At 71.3% G+C, this 21,145-nt stretch carries 20 protein-coding genes; all 20 read right to left on the reverse strand.

All coding sequences use genetic code 11. The features are described from left to right. Window positions 1–63: 63 nt before the first annotated feature. Window positions 64–417: a YraN family protein gene (locus tag VHU88_09320; GenBank protein HEX3611871.1), complete on the reverse strand. Its 354-nt coding sequence runs from the start codon at window positions 415–417 to the stop codon at window positions 64–66. A 133-nt stretch (window positions 418–550) separates the two neighbouring features. Continuing rightward, the gene (locus VHU88_09325; protein ID HEX3611872.1) at window positions 551–859 is read right to left on the reverse strand and encodes a DUF2469 domain-containing protein; all 309 of its coding nucleotides are present in this window, start codon (window positions 857–859) and stop codon (window positions 551–553) included. A gap of 92 nt (window positions 860–951) precedes the next feature. After that, a complete protein-coding gene (locus tag VHU88_09330; GenBank protein ID HEX3611873.1) occupies window positions 952–1,647 on the reverse strand; it encodes a ribonuclease HII in 696 nt (231 codons plus the stop codon). A gap of 18 nt (window positions 1,648–1,665) precedes the next feature. After that, window positions 1,666–2,784: a signal peptidase I gene (lepB, locus tag VHU88_09335; protein HEX3611874.1), complete on the reverse strand. Its 1,119-nt coding sequence runs from the start codon at window positions 2,782–2,784 to the stop codon at window positions 1,666–1,668. Between the two features lie 47 nt (window positions 2,785–2,831). Beyond that, complete coding sequence (lepB, locus tag VHU88_09340) at window positions 2,832–3,647, reverse strand: signal peptidase I (GenBank protein ID HEX3611875.1); 816 nt, start codon at window positions 3,645–3,647, stop codon at window positions 2,832–2,834. Window positions 3,648–3,702: 55 nt separating this feature from the next. Further along, entirely contained in the window at window positions 3,703–4,062 is a 360-nt protein-coding gene (gene rplS, locus VHU88_09345) for a 50S ribosomal protein L19 (GenBank protein ID HEX3611876.1), read from the reverse strand. Between the two features lie 76 nt (window positions 4,063–4,138). Further along, complete coding sequence (gene trmD / locus VHU88_09350) at window positions 4,139–4,957, reverse strand: tRNA (guanosine(37)-N1)-methyltransferase TrmD (protein ID HEX3611877.1); 819 nt, start codon at window positions 4,955–4,957, stop codon at window positions 4,139–4,141. 6 nt (window positions 4,958–4,963) lie between these two features. After that, entirely contained in the window at window positions 4,964–5,482 is a 519-nt protein-coding gene (gene rimM, locus VHU88_09355) for a ribosome maturation factor RimM (protein HEX3611878.1), read from the reverse strand. Between the two features lie 13 nt (window positions 5,483–5,495). Further along, the gene (locus VHU88_09360; protein HEX3611879.1) at window positions 5,496–5,732 is read right to left on the reverse strand and encodes an RNA-binding protein; all 237 of its coding nucleotides are present in this window, start codon (window positions 5,730–5,732) and stop codon (window positions 5,496–5,498) included. A 4-nt stretch (window positions 5,733–5,736) separates the two neighbouring features. Further along, window positions 5,737–6,231 (reverse strand): 30S ribosomal protein S16, encoded by a 495-nt coding sequence (gene rpsP, locus VHU88_09365; protein ID HEX3611880.1) that lies wholly within the window; start codon window positions 6,229–6,231, stop codon window positions 5,737–5,739. 241 nt (window positions 6,232–6,472) lie between these two features. Beyond that, entirely contained in the window at window positions 6,473–7,549 is a 1,077-nt protein-coding gene (locus VHU88_09370) for an amidohydrolase family protein (protein HEX3611881.1), read from the reverse strand. Window positions 7,550–7,561: 12 nt separating this feature from the next. Then, a complete protein-coding gene (gene ffh / locus VHU88_09375) occupies window positions 7,562–9,115 on the reverse strand; it encodes a signal recognition particle protein (GenBank protein ID HEX3611882.1) in 1,554 nt (517 codons plus the stop codon). Between the two features lie 72 nt (window positions 9,116–9,187). After that, window positions 9,188–11,500, reverse strand: coding sequence for a [protein-PII] uridylyltransferase (locus VHU88_09380; GenBank protein ID HEX3611883.1), 2,313 nt, complete (start codon window positions 11,498–11,500; stop codon window positions 9,188–9,190). A 49-nt stretch (window positions 11,501–11,549) separates the two neighbouring features. Then, entirely contained in the window at window positions 11,550–11,888 is a 339-nt protein-coding gene (locus tag VHU88_09385; GenBank protein HEX3611884.1) for a P-II family nitrogen regulator, read from the reverse strand. A 51-nt stretch (window positions 11,889–11,939) separates the two neighbouring features. After that, window positions 11,940–13,238 (reverse strand): ammonium transporter, encoded by a 1,299-nt coding sequence (locus VHU88_09390; GenBank protein HEX3611885.1) that lies wholly within the window; start codon window positions 13,236–13,238, stop codon window positions 11,940–11,942. A 164-nt stretch (window positions 13,239–13,402) separates the two neighbouring features. After that, the gene (locus VHU88_09395) at window positions 13,403–13,741 is read right to left on the reverse strand and encodes a P-II family nitrogen regulator (GenBank protein ID HEX3611886.1); all 339 of its coding nucleotides are present in this window, start codon (window positions 13,739–13,741) and stop codon (window positions 13,403–13,405) included. Next, window positions 13,738–15,186: an ammonium transporter gene (locus tag VHU88_09400; GenBank protein HEX3611887.1), complete on the reverse strand. Its 1,449-nt coding sequence runs from the start codon at window positions 15,184–15,186 to the stop codon at window positions 13,738–13,740. Before VHU88_09400 ends, VHU88_09395 begins: the two co-directional genes overlap by 4 nt. A gap of 332 nt (window positions 15,187–15,518) precedes the next feature. Continuing rightward, window positions 15,519–16,685, reverse strand: a complete 1,167-nt coding sequence (gene ftsY, locus VHU88_09405; GenBank protein ID HEX3611888.1) for a signal recognition particle-docking protein FtsY — start codon at window positions 16,683–16,685, stop codon at window positions 15,519–15,521. A 45-nt stretch (window positions 16,686–16,730) separates the two neighbouring features. Next, window positions 16,731–17,354, reverse strand: a complete 624-nt coding sequence (locus VHU88_09410; protein HEX3611889.1) for an HAD family hydrolase — start codon at window positions 17,352–17,354, stop codon at window positions 16,731–16,733. Continuing rightward, entirely contained in the window at window positions 17,351–21,004 is a 3,654-nt protein-coding gene (smc, locus tag VHU88_09415; GenBank protein HEX3611890.1) for a chromosome segregation protein SMC, read from the reverse strand. The genes VHU88_09410 and smc overlap by 4 nt, the downstream gene beginning before the upstream one ends. Window positions 21,005–21,145 lie beyond the last annotated feature (141 nt).

The following is a 21,145-nucleotide window of genomic DNA, read 5'->3' on the forward strand; positions in this document are numbered from 1 at the left end:
CCGGTGACCCCCGCCAACGCAACCGACCAACCCCGCGCGAGCCCCATCACCGGACCGCCACGCTCATGCCACACCGCGCAGGTGCTCGACCCGAGCGGCACCGCGGGGACGCGCCCACACCCCGACCACGTCGAACCGCACGTCGCCGGCCGGCCCGTGGGCCTCGACCCAGCACGCGGCCAGGCGCCGCAACCGCGCGACCTTGTCCGGCCCGACCGCGGCGAACGGGCCGCCGTACTCGTCGCCGCGCCGGGTCTTGACCTCGCAGATCACCACGGTGTCGCCGTCACGCAGGACCAGGTCGATCTCACCGACCGAGCACCGCCAGTTGCGCGCCAGCACGACGCAACCCGCCTCGATCAGGAACCGCTCGGCGACGTGCTCGCCGTAGCGACCCAGCGCATCCTCCGCCCGCACCCGAACCACCTCCGGGTGCAGCTTGTTCTGCAGCGGCCGCGGCCGGAGGAGCCGAGACGGCGCCTGTGGACAAGATCCGGCTGTGGACAGCCGACTGATCTTGGTGACGAGCCTGGAACACTGACCCGGCGGGTCAGCCCTCCGGCGGGGTCAGGTCGGCCTTGGCAAGTTCCTCGATGTTCACGTCCTTGAACGTGACCACCTTGACGTTCTTCACGAAGCGCGCGGGCCGGTACATGTCCCAGACCCATGCGTCGCTCATCACGACCTGGAAGTACGTCTCGCCCGAGTCGCTGTGCTCGGTGATGTCGATCTTGTTGGCAAGGTAGAAGCGCCGCTCGGTCTCGACCACGTAGGTGAACAGCCCGACGACATCGCGGTACTCCTTGTAGAGCTGGAGCTCCATCTCGGTCTCGTACTTCTCGAGATCCTCGGCGCTCACGCCCGGGCCTCGCAAGCTCGGTCCGGGCATGAGCGCAACGCTGCTCTGCTTGCTGGTTCGCTCGCAAGCTCGCTCACGTTTTGCTCCACTCCTCAAGCATCGACGCTTTCCAGGTCATTCTCCCCGAACCCCGGCCCGAGTGCCCGGCCGGCCACCGCGGCCACGTTCACGTACGAGTGCCGATGCTCCGGGCAGGGGCCGTGCCGGTCCAGCGCGGCGCTGTGCTCCGGGGTCACGTACCCCTTGTGGCCCGCGAAGCCGTACTGGGGGTAGTGCTCGTCGAGGTCGCGCATGATGCGGTCCCGGGTGACCTTCGCGACGACGGAGGCCGCGGCGATGCAGCCACTGACCTGATCGCCCTTCCAGATCGCCAGGCCCGGCACCCCCAGCCCGGCTACCGCGAACCCGTCGGTCAGCACGTAGGCAGGCGGTTCGGCCAGCTGCGCCAGCGCCCGGCGCAGCGCGGCGAGGTTGCACCGATGCAGGCCGACCTTGTCGATCTCCCCCGGCGGGACGATCACCATGGCGACCGCCAGCGCCCGGGCCAGCACCCGCTCGTGGACCTGCTCCCGGACGGCCGGGGTGAGCAGCTTCGAGTCGGCCAGGTCGGCGATCTCGCCGCGACGGCCCGGCGCCAGGATCACCGCGGCCGCGACCAACGGCCCGGCGCAGGCCCCCCGTCCGGCCTCGTCGGCCCCGGCCACCGGGGCCAGGCCGGAGCGGGCCAGGGCTCGCTCGTAGCCGTAGAGCCCGGCCTCTGCCGGGACGCGGAACCGGGATGGACGCATCGGCCGTGGTGCCTGGGCTCAGCCGGTTTCCGCGACCGGTTCGTCTGCCGGCGCCTCGTCGTCGACCAGCAGGCCGTACCGGCGCCGCCGCACGATCGCCAACGGGACCAAGGTCGCGATGCCGATGGCCGAGGTGGTCAGCGCGGCGCCGTCGATCGACTTCTGCTTGAACGTCTCCGGGATCGACATCGAGGCCCACCGCGACAGCGGCCAGACGAGCACGAACGCCCGGCCGACGACCCGGTCCTCGGCGATCGTGCCGTTGCCGGGCTCGTTCATGTGCAGTCGGGAGTCGGCCGAGACCTCGCGGTGGTCGCCCATGACCCACAGGCGATTCGGCGGCACGGTGACCGTGAACGGCCGGTCCGAGGGCGCATCCTGCACGCCGGTCTGCGGGTTCCGGTACAGGTAGGCGGTCTCGTCGAGCGGGACGCCGTTGACGGTCACCTTGCCGTTGGTGCAGCACGCGACGTGGTCACCGCCGACACCGACGACCCGCTTGATCAGGTCCTTCTCGTTGTCCGATGGCAGCAGGCCGACGAACACGAAGACATCCTTCAACCCACGCAGCACTGCATTGCCGGAGCTTGCGGTGTGCTCCTCGTTGAGCCAGGTGCCCGGGTCGCGGAACACGATGACCTCACCGCGCTTCGGGGTGCCGAAGTGCGAGGAGAACTTGTTGACGAGCACGCGGTCGCCGACAAGCAGCGTGTTCTGCATCGAGTCGGACGGGATGTAGAACGCTTGCACCAGGAACGTCTTGATCAGCAGCGCCAGCGCGAGCGCGACGAACACCAGGATCGGCAGTTCCCGCAACAGGCTGGAGGACCGCCCGACCTCCTTGCGCTCGCCCGGGGCCAGCTCCGGCGGCAGCTCCTCCTCGCGGCGGACCAGCCGACGCTGGACGGGCCGGGGCGGCAGCGGAGGTTCGTCGGACGCAGGTGGCGGCACGGGCGACTGCCCGAACGTCGACGGGTCGAACGCCGACGGCTCGAACGCGGACGGCTCGAACGCGGACGGCTCGAATGCGGATGGCTCGGTCGGCCGCGCGAACGGCGACGGATCACTCGACGGTCGCCCGAATGCGGACGGCTCCCCGTGCGGCTCGGTCGGGTCCGGGACGTGCGGGTGTTCCATACCGGGAGAATCCTCCTGCGGGCGTTCCGACTCGGGCTCCTCTTGCATCAATGCGCCAGCCTCTCGAAGCCCGCGGGGATCGGCAGTCGTGCGAAGTGGCGCAACGGCCACACGATCGCCACCGCCCGACCCACGACTCGGTCGATCGGCACCGTACCGCCGCCCGGGTCGCCCAGATGGGCGCGGGAGTCGGCCGACCGACTGCGATGGTCGCCCATCACCCAGAGCCGTCCGGGCGGAACCATGACATCGAACCTCTCGAGGGAAGGTACGTCGCCGGGGTACAGGTACTCCTCCGACACGGGCACGCCGTTGATCAACAGGCGTCCCTGATCATCGCAGCACTGCACCCGATCGCCCGGGACCCCGATGACTCGCTTTATGAAGTCGTCCTCGTCGGTCGAGGCGCCGATCAGGCTGAGCACGCGATTCCAGAATCCGTGATGTGTCGCCGACGCGGGGTCGAAACTGTCCGCCCCGTCGAAAACAACCACCTGCCCGCGTTGCGGGCCCCCGAACCGGTAGGACAGCTTGTCGACCAGGACCCGGTCGCCGACCGCAAGTGTCGCCTCCATCGACGGCGACGGGATGAAGTACGCCTCGACGGCCCACGCGCGGACGCTGACCATCAGCAGCAGGGACGCGGCCAGCCCGACCAGTTGGAAGCGTCTGATGCGGCGTCTACGTTTGCCACGCAACTGGGCGCGAGTTCCGCGGCGGCGCGGGGTTTCCGGACGCGGCGTGGCCCGGCGGAGTCGATGCGAACGACGCCGGGGCGCGGCCGGACCGTCCGAGGCTTGCTCGGCCGGCGCGGACGGCGGCGTCAGATCAAGCAGATTCGAGTCCTGACCGTCAGCGTCCATCGCGGGCAAAGCGTATCTACGCCTGCCTCACGCGATGCCCGGCTCGCCCGGTGTCTCAGCGGCCGACGACCTGCTCGCGCTTCTCCTTGATCTTGGCCTTCTTGCCGCGCAGGTCGCGGAGGTAGTACAGCTTCGCGCGGCGCACGTCGCCACGGCTGACGACCTCGATCCGGTCGATCGACGGCGTGTTCACCGGGAACGACCGCTCGACGCCGACACCGAAGCTGACCTTGCGGACCGTGAAGGTCTCGCGCAGGCCGCTGCCCTGACGTCGGATCACCACGCCCTGGAAAACCTGGATCCGGGACCGGTTGCCCTCCACGACCCGGACGTGGACCTTCAGGGTGTCGCCGGGGCGGAACGCCGGGACGTCAGAACGCAGATAGGCGGCATCGACGTCGTCGAGGGTGTGCATGGCTTCAGGTCCATCTCTGTACTCGCCGCAGCGACACGGTGGCGGAATGCGGGCGGTAGCCGCCCGAGGCAAGCGCTCAGTCTGCCACAGCCTCGTCCACGGGGAGAAACCGACCGTCCGGCCCGGGTGTCCAACCTTGCGCCGCCAATGCGGCGCGGTCCTTCGCGTCGCACTGCGCCGGGGACAGGCGGCCGATCAGGTCCGGACGAACCCGCGCGGTTCGGGCCAGCGAGGCATCGCGCCGCCATCGCGCGATCGCGCCGTGGTCACCCGAGCGCAGCACGTCCGGCACCGGCAACTCGCGCCAGAGCGCGGGCTTGGTGTAGCCGGGGTACTCCAGCAGACCGGCCGCGTGCGACTCCTCGACCAGGGAGTCCGGGTTGCCCAGTACGCCGGGCAGCAGTCGCGAGACGGCCTCGACGATCACCAGCGCGGCGACCTCGCCGCCGGACAGCACGTAGTCGCCGATGGAGATCTCGTCGACGCCGCTGACCTCGGGGCGGTTGCCGGCGTGCTCGGCCACGCGGGCGTCGATGCCCTCGTACCGACCGCAGGCGAAGACCAGCCACGGTGCGCCGGCCAACTCGGCGGCCAGCGCCTGGTCGAACGGCCGCCCGGCCGGGGTGGGCACGATCAGCCGGGCTCGCGCGCCCGGGCCCGCCGGTTCCCCGGCCAGCACGTCGTCCAGGGCCGCGCCCCACGGCTCGGGGCGCATCAGCATCCCGGCGCCACCGCCGTAGGGGGTGTCGTCGACCGTGCGATGCACGTCGGTGGTCCAGTCGCGCAGGTCGTGGGTGGCGATCTGCACCGCACCGGTGCGCTCGGCCTTGCCCAACAGCGAGAGCCGCAACGGCTCGGTGTAGGCCGGGAAGATCGTGATGACGTCGATCCGCATCGCGTGTCAGTCCGGCGCGGCGTCGTCGAGCAGGCCGGCGGGCGGGTCGACCCGCAGTGTCCCGGCGGCCAGATCGACCTCGGGCACGATCTCGCTCACGAACGGCACCAGCACGTCGCGGCCGGCAGCCGTGCGGACCACGAGGACGTCCTGGGCGGGCAGGTGCAGCACCTCGGCGACCTGCCCGAGGTCGCCGGCGACGGTGCGCGCCGTCAGGCCGACCAACTGGTGGTCGTAGAACTCCTCCGGGTCCTCCGGGCGCTCGTCGTCGGCGATGACGGCGGTCAGCAGGAGCCCGCGCAACGACTCGGCCCCGGTGCGGTCGACGACGCCGTCGAACGACAGCAGCAGGCGCCCGCTGTGCCAGTGGACGCCGGCCACCTCGAGTCCACCGGATCGCGCCGGATCGGTGCCCAGCACTGTGCCCGGAGCGAATCGCACTTCCGGAGAGTCCGTGCGGACCTCGACCGTGACCTCGCCCCGCACCCCGTGCGGCCGGCCGATCCGGCCGACCACCACATCCACGGGTGTCGACCCGTCAGCGGCCGTGCTGGTCGACCAGGTCGATGCGGACACTGCGCCCGCCCAACGCGCTGAGCACCGTGCGCAGCGCGGTGGCGGTGCGGCCCGAGCGACCGATCACCTTGCCGAGGTCGTCGGGGTGGACCCGGACCTCGAGCACCTTGCCGGTGCGCTGGGTGCGTTCCCGCACCCGGACGTCGTCCGGGTGCTCGACGATCCCCCGGACCAGATGCTCGAGGACCTCCTCGAGCATCGCGTCAGGCCTCGCCGGCAACCGGTGCCTCCGTCGCCTCGGGTGCAGCCTGGGGTGCAGCCTGGGGCGCCGCCTCGGCGACCGGCTCCGCGACGGCCACGGCAGGGGCCGGTTCCTCGGCCTTGGCCTTGGGGGCCGCGGACTTCGCGCCCTTGCTCGAGTCCAGGCCGGTCGCCACGAACGCGACCCCGCCCTGGCGGACCTTGGCCTCGGGGTGCCTCAGCGTGCCCTCGGCACCGGGCAGCCCCTTGAACTTCTGCCAGTCGCCGGTGACCTTCAGCAGCGCCATGACAGCCTCGGTGGGCTGGGCGCCGACCTTCAGCCAGTGTTGGGCCCGCTCGGTGTCGATGTTGATCAGCGACGGCTGCTCGGTGGGGTGGTACTTACCGATCTCCTCGATCGCCCGACCGTCGCGCTTGGTGCGCGAGTCGGCGATGACGACGCGGTAGTACGGCGCGCGGATCTTGCCCATGCGCTTCAGCTTGATCTTGACTGCCACTGGTCCGGGTTCTCCTGATTTCCACATCGGTGGGCGCGGACGTCTGGGTGGGGTACCAGCCGCTCGAGCCCGGTTCGCCACGCAGCGCACGGGTGAGAGGGCCCGGGCCGGCGCGGTCGCCGCAAGAGGCTACCAGCCTCCCCCGCCGCGCCCCCACTCCACTCGACTTGTGCTGCCTGTCCCACGTATCAGCGGCCTGCGATACGTGGGACAGGCAGCAGAAGTGGGGTCAGTGGGTGGGTCAGCGGGTGACAACGCCGCGCAGGACGATGCGGACCGGGGCGCGCAGCGTGTGCGGCTCCTTGCGCGGGTCGGCCGCGACGACGATCAGGTCCGCCGGGTCGCCCTCCGCCAGCCCGGGCCGGCCCAGGTACTCCCGGGCGCGCCAGGACGCGCCCCCGACGACGTACTCGGCGGGCAGCCCGGCGCGGACCAACGCGGCGATCTCGTCGATGATCCGGCCGTGCGCGATCACCCCGCCGGCATCGGTGCCGACGTAGATCGGGACGCCGGCCTCGTGCGCGACCCGGATGCGGTCGCCGGCCCCGGCCCACAGGCGCCGCATGTGGGCGGCGTAGGCGGGGAACTTGGCCTCCCCGGAGTCGGCGATGCCCGGGAAGTTCTCCTCGACGTTGACCAGCGTGGGCACCAGTGCGGTGCCGGCCGCCGCCATGGCGGCGGTCAACTCGTCGTCGAGGCCGGTGCCGTGCTCGATGCAGTCGAAGCCCGCCACCAACGCGTCGGCCAACGCCTGCCGGCCGAAGACGTGGGTGGTCGCCCGCACCCCGGCCCGATGCGCCGTGGCAACCGCGCCGGCCAGTTCCTCGGCCTGCCACAGCGGGGTCATGTCGCCGACCTCGCGCTCGATCCAGTCGCCGACGATCTTCACCCAGCCGTCGCCACGGTCGGCCTGGACAATCACCTCGGCGGCCAACTGCCCGGGTTCGACCTCGACGGCGAAGTTGCGCTGGTAACGCCGCGGCCGGGCGATGTGCCGACCGGCCCGCACGATCTTCGGCAGATCGGCGCGGTCGTCCATCCACCGGGTGTCGGCCGGCGAACCGGCGTCGCGCAGCAGCAGGACCCCGGCCTCGCGTTCGTCGAGAGCCTGACGCTCCGTCAGTTCCAGCGCGACCGGCCCACCCGGGTCGAGCCCGACGTGGCAGTGCATGTCGACGAGCCCCGGCAGGATCCAGCCCTGCGCGACGGTGGTCGCGCCGGGCACCGGGTCGTAGGTGACCCGGCCGTCGCGGATCCACAGGTCGACTTCCTCGGCGTCGGGCAGGCGCACCCCACGCACGTGCAGGGCCTCGGTCATCGTGGCCGTCGCCTACTTGTGCTCGGGGGGCATGAGGTCCTTGAACTCCGCCGGGAGCTCGAAGCCCTGCGGCAACTGCGGCAGCACACCGGCAGCGGCGGCCTCCGCGTCGGCGATCTGCTGCGCGCGCTTGGCCGGGTTTCCGCTGCGGGCCTTGCCGGCCTTGCCCTTGGACGGCGCGGCCATCTTGCCTCGCGACTTCTTGCCGCCGCCGCGCAGCCCGCCGAGTCCGCCCATGCCACCCATCGCGCCGAGCCCGCCGGCCATCTGCTGCATCATCTTGCGGGCCTCGAAGAACCGCTCGACCAACGAGTTGATCTCGCCGACCTCGACCCCGGAGCCCTTGGCGATGCGCTGCCGCCGCGATCCGTTGATGATCTTCGGGTCCTCGCGCTCGGCGGGGGTCATGCCGTTGATGATCCCGACGACCCGGTCGAGATCCTTGTCGTCGACCTGGTTGAGCTGGTCCTTGAGCTCCCCCATCCCGGGGAGCATCCCGAAGATCTTCTGCAGCGAGCCCATCTTGCGGACCTGGAGCATCTGCTGCTTGAAGTCCTCGAGGGTGAACTCGTTGCCCTTGCCGCCCTTGAGCAGCTTGTTGGCCATCTTCTCGGCCTGATCGGCCTCGAAGTGCTTCTCGGCCTGCTCGATCAGCGTGAGCATGTCGCCCATGCCGAGGATGCGGGAGGCCATTCGCTCGGGGTGGAACGCGTCGAAGTCGGTGAGCTTCTCACCGTTGGACGCGAACATGATCTGACGGCCCGTCACGCTGGCGACGGAAAGGGCCGCGCCGCCGCGGGCATCGCCGTCGAGCTTGGTGAGCACGACACCGTCGAAGCCGACGCCGTCGAGGAAGGCCTGCGCGGTGGTGACCGCGTCCTGGCCGATCATCGCGTCGACGACGAAGAGGATCTCGTCGGGGTTGACCGCGTCGCGGATGTCGGCGGCCTGCTTCATCATCTCCGCGTCGATGCCCAACCGGCCGGCGGTGTCGACGATGACGATGTCGTGCTGACGGCGGCGGGCCTCGAGGATCGAGTCCTTGGCGACCTGGATCGGGTCGCCGACCCCGCTGCCGGGCTGCGGAGCGTAGGTGAACACCCCAGCCCGCTCACCGACGATCTGCAGCTGCTGCACCGCGTTCGGCCGTTGCAGGTCGGCCGCGACCAGCATCGGGGTGTGGCCCTGGTCGACCAGCCACTTCGCGAGCTTGCCGGCCAGCGTCGTCTTACCGGAACCCTGCAGACCGGCGAGCATGATCACGGTCGGCGAGGTCTTGGCGAACCGCAGCCGCCGGGTCTCCCCGCCCAGGATCCGGACGAGCTCGTCGTCGACGATCTTGATGACCTGCTGGGCCGGGTTCAGCGCCCCGCTGACCTCCGCGCCGCGGGCGCGTTCCTTGACCGCGTCGATGAACCCGCGCACGACCGGCAGGGCGACGTCTGCCTCGAGCAGCGCGATGCGGATCTCCCGCGCCGTGGCATCGATGTCGGCCTCGGACAGTTTCCCCTTGCCGCGCAGGTTCTTGAACGTCGCGGCAAGGCGGTCGGACAGGGTGTCGAACACGGTGGGGCGGTCCTTAGGAGCCGGGAACCTATCCCGTCCAGCCTATCCGGCGCGGCCACTACGACCGGTCGGTCACTCCAGGGCAGCCAGCACCGTCTTGGCGACCGCGGCGGCGCGGTCCGCGTCGAGCGGTTCGCCGGTGGCCGGGTCGACCACGTAGAACACGTCGACGGCCTCGGCACCCCAGGTGGCGACCTTGGCCGAACGGATGTCGACCTCGGTCGCGGACACCGCCCGGGCCAGTCGGAACAACAGCGCGGGTCGATCGTGGGCGCGGATCTCGAGCACGGTGGCCGTCTCCGAGGCGCCGGGCACGACGGTGACGGTCGGAGCGGGCACCGCGATGCCGGGCTTGGCGACGTACGCGGCCTCCCGGCGCGCCAGCCGCTCGGTCACGTCGAAGGTGCCGTCCACCGCGCGCCGGATGTCGCTGCGCAGCACTGCGGCATCCGGCGGAGAGCCGAACTCCGGACTGACCGTCCACACCGTCACCGCGGCGCCCTCGATGGTCTCGGTGACTGCCGAACGCACGGTGAGCCGGTGGATGCTGAACACCCCGGCAACGGTCGAGAGCAGGCCGACGCGGTCCGGCGAGACCACGGTCACCGGCGTTCCGGCCGGATCCGCGGTCCCGATCTCGACCGCCACCGCACCGGCTGCGGCCAGCGCCCGTTGGTCCTCGGACAACGGCGAGCGGATCACCACCGGGCGGCCCTGGAGCACCCGCCGGGTGCGTTCGACCAACTTCCCGATCAGCTCGGCCCGCCACGGGGTCCAGGCCGCCGGACCCGTGGCCAGGGCGTCGGCCTCGGTCATCGCGGCCAGCAGGTCGAGGACCTCGACGCTGCCGACGGCCTCGGCGACCACGTCCAACGTCTTCGGGTCGTCCAGGTCGCGGCGGGTGGCCGTGTCCGGCAGCAGCAGGTGGTGGCGCACCAGGGCGGCGAGCACCTCGACGTCCTCGGCCGGGAAACCCAGCCGGGGCGCGAGGTCATGGACGATCTCGACTCCGGCCAGACTGTGGTCGCCCGGCGAACCCTTGCCGATGTCGTGGAACAGGGCTCCGAGCAGCAGCAGGTCGGGGCGGGACACCCGGCGCGTGAATCCCGCCGCGTTCGCGGCTGTCTCGACCAGGTGCCGGTCGACGGTGAACCGGTGCACGGCGTTGCGCTGCGGCCGGCAGCTCACCCGGCTCCAGACCGGCAGCAGGGTGGTGATCACCCCGGCCAGGTCGAGGGCCTCCCACACCGCGACGGCCGGCCGGCCGGCGCCGAGCAGTCGGACCAGTTCGCCACGGGCCGAGTCCGGCCACGGCTCGGGCAGCGCACGGGTCGTGGCGGCGAACCGGTCCACCGTGCCCGGCGAAAGCGGCAGCCCGGCCTGCGCGGCGGCGGCCGCGGCGCGCAGCACGAGGATCGGATCCTTGACCGGGTCGGCGTCGCGCGCCAGCATCGCCTCGCCCTCGGACACGACGACGCCGTCGGCCAGCGGGGTCCGGGCGCCGGGCTTGGGTCCGGTGCCCGGGATGCGCAGCTTGCGGGTGCGCGACTCCAGAACCTGGGTGACGCGCCGCCAGGTGACGTCGCAGGCATAGCCGATGGTGCGGCCGACCTGGGCCAGGTCGTGCAGCAGCGCGTCGGCATCGGCCAGGCCGAGCGCCGCGGCGACGTTGTCCTGTTCCTGCAGCACGAGCCGGTCGGTCGACCGGCCCGTGACGGTGTGCAGGGCGTCGCGGATGTCGAGCAGTCGGTCGTGGGCGCCGGCCAGTCGCTGGTGCGGCACGTCGGCGACCCACGAGGCCGCGACCGCCCGCATCGCGACCAGGTCACGCAGTCCCCCGCGGCTCTCCTTGAGGTCCGGCTCGAGGAGGAATGCCAACTCCTCGTCGGCTCGCTCGGTGTAGGTCTCATGCAGTTCGGGCAGGCGTTTCGCGGCCCCGTTGCGCCAGTCGCCGAGCACGGCCGAGCGCAACTGCTCGGTGAGCGTCGAATCGCCCGCGACGTGGCGGATGTCGAGCATCCCGAGCAGCGCTTTGAGGTCGTCAGCGGCCACCCGCCGAGCCTGGTCAGGCGTGCGCACGGAGTGGTCCAGCTTCACTCCGTCGTCCCAGATCGGGTACCAGATCGCATCGGCCACCGACGAGATGGAGCCCTTGCGGTCGTACAGCAGGACGACGTCCAGATCGCTGCCCGCGACCAGTTCCCCGCGCCCGTAACCGCCCACGGCCACCAGCGCGATCCGGTCGGTGTCGCCGCCGGTCGCTACGTCGAGCAACCCGCGCAGCCAGGTGTCGGCGGCGGCACTGAGAGCGGCCCGGCGGGCCGGCCCGTACGGCTCGCCGCGCTCCAGCAACCCCGCACGGGCCTGCGCATAAGTCAGCGCCATCGCCGTCACCCCCAACCCTGATGAAATTGTCGGTGCGGGCGGGACGCGGTCAGAGCGCTTCGGTGTCGCGTTCCCCGGTCCGCACGCGGATGGCCGCCTCGACCGGGGTCACCCACACCTTGCCGTCGCCGATCTTCCCGGTGCGCGCCGCGTCCAGCAGGGCGGTGACGACCAGGTCCACGTCCGCACTGTCGACCAGCACCTCCAGGCGCACCTTCGGCACCAGGTCGACGACGTACTCCGCACCCCGGTAGACCTCTGTGTGGCCACGCTGCCGCCCGAACCCGCTGGCCTCGGTGACCGTCATGCCGTGCACCCCGCACTTCTCCAGCGCGGCCCGGACATCGTCCAGCTTGAACGGCTTGATCACCGCGGTGACGAGCTTCATGGGCTGTCCATCCTGTCGCGTCGGACGTGCACCGGTGGGTACCGCGAAAACCTAGTCGTGCGAGCCGGCCATGCGTCCGGTGGAGGCACCGGCCGGGGCCAGTTCGTACGCTGCCTCCGCGTGCAGGGCCAGGTCCACCCCGGAGATCTCGTGGTCGCGTTCGACGCGGAAACCCAAGGTCTTGTGCAGCACCCAGCCGATCAGCAGGGTCACCGTGAACGAGTACCCGAAGGCCGCGCCGACCGCCACCGCCTGCCGACCCAGTTGTTGCAGCCCCCCGCCGTAGAGCAGGCCGTCCACGCCGCGGTGCGAGTTGAGGATGCCGGTCGCCTGCGCGCTGCACACCAGGCCGATCATCAGCAGCCCCACGATGCCGCCGATCATGTGCACGCCGGCGACATCCAGGGAGTCGTCGTAGCCGACCCGGTACTTCAGGGTGACCGCGAACGAGCAGACCGCGCCGGCCACCGTGCCCACCGCGATCGCGCCGACCGGCGTGATCGACGCGCAGGCCGGAGTGATCGCCACCAGCCCGGCGACCGCGCCGGAGGCGGCGCCGAACGAGGTGAAGGTGCCGTCGCGCAGGCGTTCCACCGCCAACCAGCCGACGACCCCCAGCGCACCGGCGATCTGCGTGTTGGCCAGCGCCAGGCCCGCCTGCGCGTTCGCACCGAGCGCCGAGCCGGCGTTGAATCCGAACCAGCCGAACCACAGCAGGCCGGCGCCGAGCATCACCAACGGCAGGTTGTGCGGCCGCATCGGGTCCTTCTTCCAACCCAGCCGCGGGCCGAGGATCAGCGCCAGGGCCAGCCCCGAGGCACCGGAGTTGATCTCGACCGCAGTGCCGCCGGCGAAGTCGAAGACATGCATCCGGTCGATCAGCCAGCCGCCCTTGCCGCCGTCGGAGAAGAACACCCAGTGCGCCTCGGGCACGTAGACCACGGTGGTCCAGATGACGGTGAACACGCACCAGGTGCCGAACTTCGCCCGGTCCACGATCGACCCGGAGACGAGCGCGCAGGTCACGAGCGCGAACATCAGTTGGAACATCGCGAACACCGGCGTGGGGATGGTCCCGTAGACCTGAACCATGGTGTCCTTCAGGCCGACCTGGCCGAAGCCACCGATCAACCCGGGGCCGTGGTCCTTGCCGAACGCGAGGCTGTAGCCCCAGCCCACCCAGACGACGGTGACGATCCCCAGCGTCACGAACGTCATCATCATCGTGTTGAGCACGCTGCGGGCTCGGACCATGCCCCCGTAGAAGATCGCCAGACCGGGGACCATCAACATCACCAGCGTGGTGGCGGCCAACACCCAGGCGGTGTCCGCCGCATTGATCTTGTCCACGTCCGGTGCGCTCCTCGATCGGCACGACAGTGCGAGAGGACCGTACCGTCGGCGCGCCGCGCTGTTTCGGCAGGATCACGGAGATCGCACAATGCGTACCGGGAGCGGACAGAACGACGGCCCGCCCGGCGTTCGCCGGGACGGGCCGTCGCGTCGTCACAGTTCTAAAGGGCGTCGGTGTCGCGTTCCCCGGTGCGGACCCGCACCGCCGTGTCGACCGGGACCACCCACGCCTTCCCGTCGCCGATCTTGCCGGTCTGCGCGGCCTTGACGACGACCTCAAGCACGTCCAGCACGTCCGGGTCGTCGACCAGGACCTCGATCCGGACCTTCGGCACCAGGTCCACGGTGTACTCGGCACCGCGGTAGACCTCGGTGTGACCGCGCTGGCGGCCGTACCCACTGGCCTCGCTCACGGTCATCCCGTGGACGCCGAACTTCTCCAGTGCCGAGCGGACGTCGTCGAGCTTGAACGGCTTGATGACCGCGGTCACGAGCTTCACAGGTCCACCCGCGTTCCACCGTCGGAATTGCTCCGGGGTATCGCCGAGCCGGATGGTGCCCCGGCGAAGGCGGGCACCCCACCACCACCGCCCCCCGAGCCGGCCGGGCGGGCCAGCGGGGCGCCGATCGCGTGCAGTTCGTAGGCGCTCTCGGCGTGGGACGTGACGTCGATGCCCTCGAGCTCCTCCTCCTCGTCGATGCGGAAGCCGAGGATCAGGTGCAGCAGGTAGGCGATGATCAGGGTCACGAAGAACGAGTAGCCCATGACCGCGAACGCGCCGATCGCCTGGCGCCTCAACTGCTCCGTTCCGCCGCCGTAGAAGAGGCCGTTGACGCCGGCCGGGGCGTGGTCGGTGGCGAACAGACCGATCAGCAGGGTGCCGGTCAGACCTCCGATCATGTGGACGCCGACGACGTCGAGCGAGTCGTCGAAGCCGAACCTGAACTTCAGCCCGATCGCGATCGCGCAGAGCGCGCCGGTGAACAGGCCTACTGCGATGGCGCCCATGGGGTTCACCGAGGAACACGAGGGGGTGATGCCGACCAGCCCTGCCACCGCGCCGGACGCGGCGCCGACCGTGGTGAAGTGCCCGTCCCGGATGCGCTCGATGACCAGCCAGCCGATCATCGCCGAGGCCGTCGCGACCTGCGTGTTGGTGAACGTGACGCCGGCACCGGTGCCCGCGGTCAGCGCGGAACCCGCGTTGAACCCGAACCAGCCGAACCACAGCATGCCCATGCCGAGGAACACGAACGGCACGTTGTGCGGCCGCATCGGGTCCCTGCGCCAGCCCTTGCGTTTACCGATCACCAGACAGCAGGCCAACCCGGCGGCGCCGGAGTTGATATGGACCGCTGTTCCACCTGCGAAGTCGATCGCGTGCAGTTGGTCGACGATCCAGCCGCCCTTGCCGCCGTTGGAGTAGAACACCCAGTGGGCGACCGGGAAGTACACGAAGGTCGCCCACAGGACGACGAACACGCACCAGGTGCTGAACTTCGCCCGGTCCGCGATCGCGCCGGAGATCAGGGCGACGGTGATGATGGCGAACATCAGCTGGAACATCACGAATGCGGTGGTGGGCACGTAGTGCGTGATGGCCTGCCCGTGCGCGTCCACCGTCCCGGGCGGGCTCACCGCGAGGGCACCGGGTCCGCCGTCAGGGGCGTTGAGGTCGATCTGATTGATCGCGGTGCGCAGGCCCAGCTCGGAGCGCCCGCCGATGGCACCGTTGTAGGTCGTGAACGAAAGTGTGTAGCCGTACAGCACCCAGAGCACGCTGACGATGGCCATCGCGGCCCCCGACATCATGATCATGTTCAGCACGCTCTTCACACGGACCATGCCGCCGTAGAAGAACGCCAGACCGGGTGTCATGAACAGCACCAGGGCGCAGCTGGCTAGCAGCCAGGCGGTGTCGCCCGTATCGAAGCTGACTGGCATTCGTCGTGCTCCTTCCGTACCCCGGTCGTTCGACCGCGGTTCGCATCCCCGCCGAAGGGTCCCGACCGCCGGTTTCTCCGATACGAGCGCGAAGTTTCGCTGTCATTACCGATGACGCACCGGTGTTACTTGTATGTAAATCGGGCGTTTCTGGCCCGAACCCGCACGTCAACGGCCCAGATCGTGACATGTGAGGTGATCTTGGAGCGACACCTCGGGTGGGTTTGATGACCTCGTCCCGGGAGTTCTTGATCGTCTCGAATGATTGCCATTGCGCAGGACGAGTTCTAACTGAACTGCTCTGGGGACGTGCGCGCCTGCTGTCGGGTCAGTCAGTCCCCCAGCAACGCGTCCACGAAGGCCTCGGGCACGAACGGCGCGAGGTCGTCCGGGCCCTCGCCGAGTCCGACGAGTTTGACCGGGACCCCGAGCTCGCGTTGCACGGCGATCACGATCCCGCCCTTGGCGGTGCCGTCCAGCTTCGAGAGCACGACGCCGGTGATCGACACGACCTCGGCGAAGACCCGCGCCTGGACCAGGCCGTTCTGGCCGGTGGTGGCGTCGAGCACCAGCAGCACCTCGTGGACCGGGGACTGCTTCTCGACGACCCGCTTGACCTTGCCGAGTTCGTCCATCAGCCCGGTCTTGGTGTGCAACCGCCCGGCGGTGTCGATGAGCACCGCGTCGATGTCCTCGCCGGCGGCCTGCTTGACCGCGTCGAACGCGACGCTGGCCGGGTCGCCGCCCTCGGGCCCGCGCACGGTGCGGGCACCGACCCGCTCGCCCCAGGTCTGCAGCTGGTCGGCGGCCGCGGCCCGGAACGTGTCGGCGGCGCCGAGCACGACACTGCGCCCATCGGCCACCAGCACCCGGGCCAGCTTGCCTGTGGTGGTGGTCTTGCCGGTCCCGTTGACGCCGACGACGAGGGTGACCGATGGCCGTTCGGTGGTGTTGGTGACCGCGTGCAGGTCCCGGCTCGCGTCGATCGCGATCGAGGTGAGCAGTTCGGCGCGCAGCAGCGCGCGCAACGCTTCGGGGGTGCGGGTGCCCTCGACCCGGACCGCGGTGCGCAGCCGCTCAATCAGCTCCATGGTCGGTCCGACGCCGACGTCGGCGGCCAGCAGGGTCTCCTCGATCTCCTCCCAGGTGTCCTCGTCGAGGGTGTCGCGGGAGAGCAGGGTCAGCAGGCCGCGGCCGAGGCTGGTCTGGGAGCGGGACAGCCGGGACCGCAGGCGGACGAGGCGCCCGGCGGTCGGCTCCGGGATCTCGAGGGCAAGCGCTTCCTCGAGCTCGGCGATCGTCGGTTCGGCCAACGACGGGTCGGCGACCTCGACGTCCGGCGCCGGGATCGGCGGCGTCTTCCACGCAGCCGGCGGGGTCGTGGTCGGTGGGGTGCTCGGCGGAGCCTGCGGGCGGCCCCGCAGCCGGCTGCCGACCAGGCCGGCGACCATGGCGGCCACCAGCAGCACGATCACGATCGTGACGATCAGGTATTCCACGTCATCCCCGTCGACTCGTTGGTTCCCGACCGGCGGCGAAAGACCTCAGCCGGTCGACAGCGTCGCCAGCTGCTCACGCAGGCCCGGGACACCGGTGTACAGGTGACCCATCATGCCGGTGCGCTCAGCACCGGCCACATGCTCGGCCCGGGCGCCGATGTACAGGCAGGACTCGATCCGGACCCCGAGGATCTCCGCCGCCCGCTCGAAGATTCCCGCGTCGGGCTTGGCCACACCTTCGTGGGCCGAGTCGACGATCGCGTCGACCCGGTCCTCCACCCGCAGCTGGGCGAGGTCCTGTTGCAGCCGGTCGGTGGCGTTTGCGATGAGCCCCACCTGGCGACCGCCGGAGCGCTGCTCGTCGACGACTTCGAGCACCTCCGGGTCGATGAGGCCGAGGCGCGCGCTCCAGTCCACGACGCAGGAGATCGCCGTTGTCACGTCGCCGCAGAGCGGCACCAGCGCCGCGGCCACCGCGGCGCGCCAGTCGTCGTCGGTGATCCGACCGAGCAGTGCGGGGCCGAATCGGTCGCGTTCGTAGGCGATCTCGGACAGCTTCCCGGCCGGCAGGCCGTACTTTCCCTCGATCGCGGCGATCTGGCCTGACTCCCAGACCCGCAGCACGCCGTCGACGTCGAACAGGACGGCGCGGATTCGGTCCGCGGTCACGCCGGCGACCCCACCGGGTCCGGCTCGGCGAGGAGTTCGCGCATTTCGGGAACCGGCGCCGGGCGGTCCTCGCGCAGCTTCTGGCTGATGACCGTGGTCACGCCGTCGCCGCGCATCGAGACGCCGTAGAGCGCGTCGGCGACCTCCATGGTGCGCTTCTGGTGGGTGATCACGATGAGCTGACTGTTCTCGCGCAGCTCCTCCAGGATCGTGAGCAGGCGGCCCAGGTTGGTGTCGTCCAGCGCAGCCTCGACCTCGTCCATGATGTAGAAGGGGCTGGGTCGGGCGCGGAAAATCGCGACCAGCAACGCGACCGCGACCAGCGACCGTTCGCCGCCGGACAGCAGCGACAGCCGCTTGACCTTCTTGCCCGGCGGGCGGGCCTCGACCTCGATGCCGGTGGTCAGCATGTTGTCCGGGTCGGTCAGCACCAGCCGGCCCTCACCGCCGGGGAACAGCCGGGAGAACACACCCACGAACTCCCGGGCGGTGTCCTCCCAGGCCGCGGCGAAGACCTGCTCCACCCGGGCGTCGACCTCGGCGACGACCGTCAGCAGGTCGCGGCGGCCGTTCTTGAGGTCCTCCAGTTGCGCGGTCAGGAACGCGCTGCGCTCCTCGAGTGCCGCGAACTCCTCCAACGCCAACGGGTTGACCTTGCCGAGCAGCGCCAACGCACGCTCCGCCTCGCGCAAGCGCTTCTCCTGCTCGGAGCGCACGTACGGGATCATCTGACCGGCGTCCTCGGCGGACGGGGCCGATTCGGACGGCTCCGGGGCCTCGGCCTGTCGCTCGCCGTCGAGGGGGACGGGCGGACTGACCGGGACGCGACGGTCCGGGCCGTACTCGACAACCAGCACGTCCGGGGCGACGCCGAGCTCCTCCAGCGCCTTGGTCTCCAGGTTCTCGATCCGCAACCGGTGCTCGGCGCGGGCGACCTGGTCGCGGTGGACCGAGTCGGTGAGCCGGTCCAGCTCGGCCTCCATCGCCTTGGTGCCCTTCCGGACGGTGCCGAGCTCGACCTCGCGTTCGCGGCGCAGTTCGTCGGCGGCGGCGCGTTCGGCGCCGGCTACGGTCAGCGTCGCCTCGAGCAGGCCCAGGGTGTACTCGGCAGCCATCGCGACGGCCGCGGCCCGACGGCCGGCGGCCTCCCGTTGCGCCCGGCGGTCGGCGGCAAGCTCGCGGGCGCGGCGTTCCTCGACGGCGGCCCGGGCCATGGACTCGGCCCGGCCTGCGGCGCTGTTGGCGCGTTCCTCGGCGGTGCGCAGGCCCAGGCGGGTCTCGACCTCCTCGGCGCGGGCGGCGACGCAGGTGGCGGAGAGCCGCTCCCGCTCGTCGGTCTCGACCTCCCCGGCCACCGGTTCGGCCTCGGCCGCGGTCAGGCGCTCCTCCAGGTCGGCCAGGCCGGACAGGTCGGCGTCGCGGGCGGCCTCGGCGCCGCGGATGGCCGCATCGAGCCGCTCGACCTCGGCGTGGGCGGCCCGGGCCGACGCGCCCAGCCGGCCCAGCTGCTCGCCGACGGCCGCCAGGTCGGCGTCGGACTCGTTGAGTCGCGTCAGCGTCTCCGCGGCCAGCTGTACGGCTCGTCCCCGCTCGGCGGCGGCGTCGGTCAAGGCCTCGCGCAACTCGGCGGTGGCCCGGTCGCGGCGGTCCAACTCGGCAGTTGCCTCCTCGACGGCGGCCTGGACCTCGAGCAGGCTGGGAGCGCCGGCGGAGCCGCCGACCGCGTGGGAGGCGGCCAACACATCGCCGGTCGCGGTGACGACCCGGTGGCCCGGGTTTCGCGCGGCGGTCTGCGCCGCGGCGAACAGGTCTTCGACGAGCAGGAAGTCGCCGAGCAGGTCGGTCAGCACGCCGCGCAACGCGGGCGGTGCCGTGACGGAGTCGAGCAACGGGCGGCCGTCGGTTGCCTGCGCGACGGTCGGCCGGGCGGCGGGGGCGTCGCCGATCAACAGGTGGGCCTGCCCGGCGCCTGCGAGGCGTAGCCGCTCGATGGCGGCGATGGCGACGGCCAGCGACTCGACGACCACCGCGTCAGCCGCCCCGGCCAGGGCAGCGGCGACGGCGGCCTCGTGGCCCGGGGTGACGGTGACCAGCCGGGTCACCGAGCCGAGAACGCCGGCGACGTCCGGGTCCGCCAGCAGGGCCGCCGCCCCGTCGCGGCGCGCCAGGCTCAGCTCCAGCGCTTCCTTGCGGGCCACCAGCGCAGCTCGGTCGCGGTCGCCGGCCTGGGCCTGCGCCTGCAGGTCGGCGACGCGCTCCTCGATCGCGGCCAGCTCCCCGGCCGCGGCCTCGTGGGCCTCGTCCAGGCCGACCTCACCGTCGGCCAGGCCGGCGGCCTGCGACTCCAGCACGGTGAACTCGGCCTCGGCCAGCTGCGCCCGCGCGGCCGCGTCGGACAGGGAGTGCCCGAGCCGACCGATCTCGTCCTGGGCCGCGGCGGCCCGGGTCCGCAGGCTGTTGACCTTGCCGATCAGTCGCGCCAGACCCTCGCGGCGGTCCGCGGCGGCCCGCTGCGCGATCGACACCCTTCTCTCCTCGACCGCCAGCGCCTCCTCCGCACCGCGGCGTCTCTCGATCACGGTTGCCAGCCGCTGCGCCGCCGCCTCGACGTCGCCCTGCAGGTCAGCGGCCCGGCCGCGGGCGGCCGCGGCGTCGCGCTCCAGCTCGTCGGGGTCGCGGCCCTGGCGTTGCTCCTCGGCGCCGTCGGCGATCAGGCGGGCACGTTCGGCGGCCAGCCCCGCCGTGCCGCGCAACCGCTCCCGGAGTGCGGACAGGCGGTACCAGTTCTCCTGCGCGGCCGCGGCGGCCGGGACGGCCTCGGCGACGCCTTGCTCGAGCGCCGCCTCGCGGTCGCGGGCGGCGGCCAGCTGGGTCTCCACCTCACCCTGCCGCTCCAGCAGCGCGGCCTCGTCGGCAACCTCGGCGTCCAGCGAGGTCCGCAGGGTGATCAGGTCGTCGGCGACCAGGCGCAGCCGGGAGTCGCGCAGGTCGGCCTGGACGGTGGCTGCGCGACGCGCGATCTCGGCCTGCTTGCCGAGCGGCTTCAGCTGTCGGCGCAACTCGGTGACCAAGTCGGAGACGCGGGTGAGGTTCGCCTGCATCGCGTCAAGCTTGCGGAGGGCCTTCTCCTTCCGTTTCCGGTGCTTGAGCACCCCGGCGGCTTCCTCGATGAAGCCGCGGCGTTCCTCAGGGCCCGCGGACAGGACCGCGTCGAGCTGGCCCTGGCCCACGATCACGTGCATCTCCCGGCCGATGCCGGAGTCGGAGAGCAGCTCCTGGACGTCGAGCAACCGGCAGGAGTCGCCGTTGATGGCGTACTCGGAACCGCCGTTGCGGAACATCGTCCGGGTGATCGTCACCTCGGTGTAGTCGATGGGCAGCGCGCCGTCGGTGTTGTCGATGGTGAGCGCAACCTCGGCCCGACCCAGCGGCGGGCGGCCGGCGGTGCCGGCGAAGATGACGTCCTCCATCTTGCCGCCGCGCAGCGACTTCGCGCCCTGCTCACCCATGACCCAGGCCAGCGCGTCGACCACGTTCGACTTGCCGGACCCGTTGGGCCCGACCACGGCGGTGATGCCCGGCTCGAACCGCAGCGTTGTCGCGGAGGCGAAAGACTTGAAGCCCCGCAGGGTGAGGCTTTTCAGATGCACGGCGGGTGTCCCCCAGGTCGGTCTGCGCTCGACCCTAACCCCCGTCCGGCCGGGCATCCGCACGCCACCGCGAGGCGATACGGAAGGGGTTTCTGAGGCGAACCGGAAGGCTGCTGAACAGCACCGGGACGCTCCAGGCGC

The organism is Sporichthyaceae bacterium (assembly GCA_036269075.1).
Lineage (GTDB): Bacteria > Actinomycetota > Actinomycetes > Sporichthyales > Sporichthyaceae > DASQPJ01.

Coding starts and splice junctions, on each gene's coding strand:
- VHU88_09330 (HEX3611873.1), bottom strand. CDS start 1,647: ATGCGTCCATCCCGGTTCCGCGTCCCGGCAGAGGCCGGGCTCTACGGC.
- lepB (HEX3611874.1), bottom strand. CDS start 2,784: ATGGAACACCCGCACGTCCCGGACCCGACCGAGCCGCACGGGGAGCCG.
- lepB (HEX3611875.1), bottom strand. CDS start 3,647: ATGGACGCTGACGGTCAGGACTCGAATCTGCTTGATCTGACGCCGCCG.
- rplS (HEX3611876.1), bottom strand. CDS start 4,062: ATGCACACCCTCGACGACGTCGATGCCGCCTATCTGCGTTCTGACGTC.
- trmD (HEX3611877.1), bottom strand. CDS start 4,957: ATGCGGATCGACGTCATCACGATCTTCCCGGCCTACACCGAGCCGTTG.
- VHU88_09360 (HEX3611879.1), bottom strand. CDS start 5,732: ATGCTCGAGGAGGTCCTCGAGCATCTGGTCCGGGGGATCGTCGAGCAC.
- VHU88_09370 (HEX3611881.1), bottom strand. CDS start 7,549: ATGACCGAGGCCCTGCACGTGCGTGGGGTGCGCCTGCCCGACGCCGAG.
- VHU88_09380 (HEX3611883.1), bottom strand. CDS start 11,500: ATGGCGCTGACTTATGCGCAGGCCCGTGCGGGGTTGCTGGAGCGCGGC.
- VHU88_09385 (HEX3611884.1), bottom strand. CDS start 11,888: ATGAAGCTCGTCACCGCGGTGATCAAGCCGTTCAAGCTGGACGATGTC.
- VHU88_09400 (HEX3611887.1), bottom strand. CDS start 15,186: ATGCCAGTCAGCTTCGATACGGGCGACACCGCCTGGCTGCTAGCCAGC.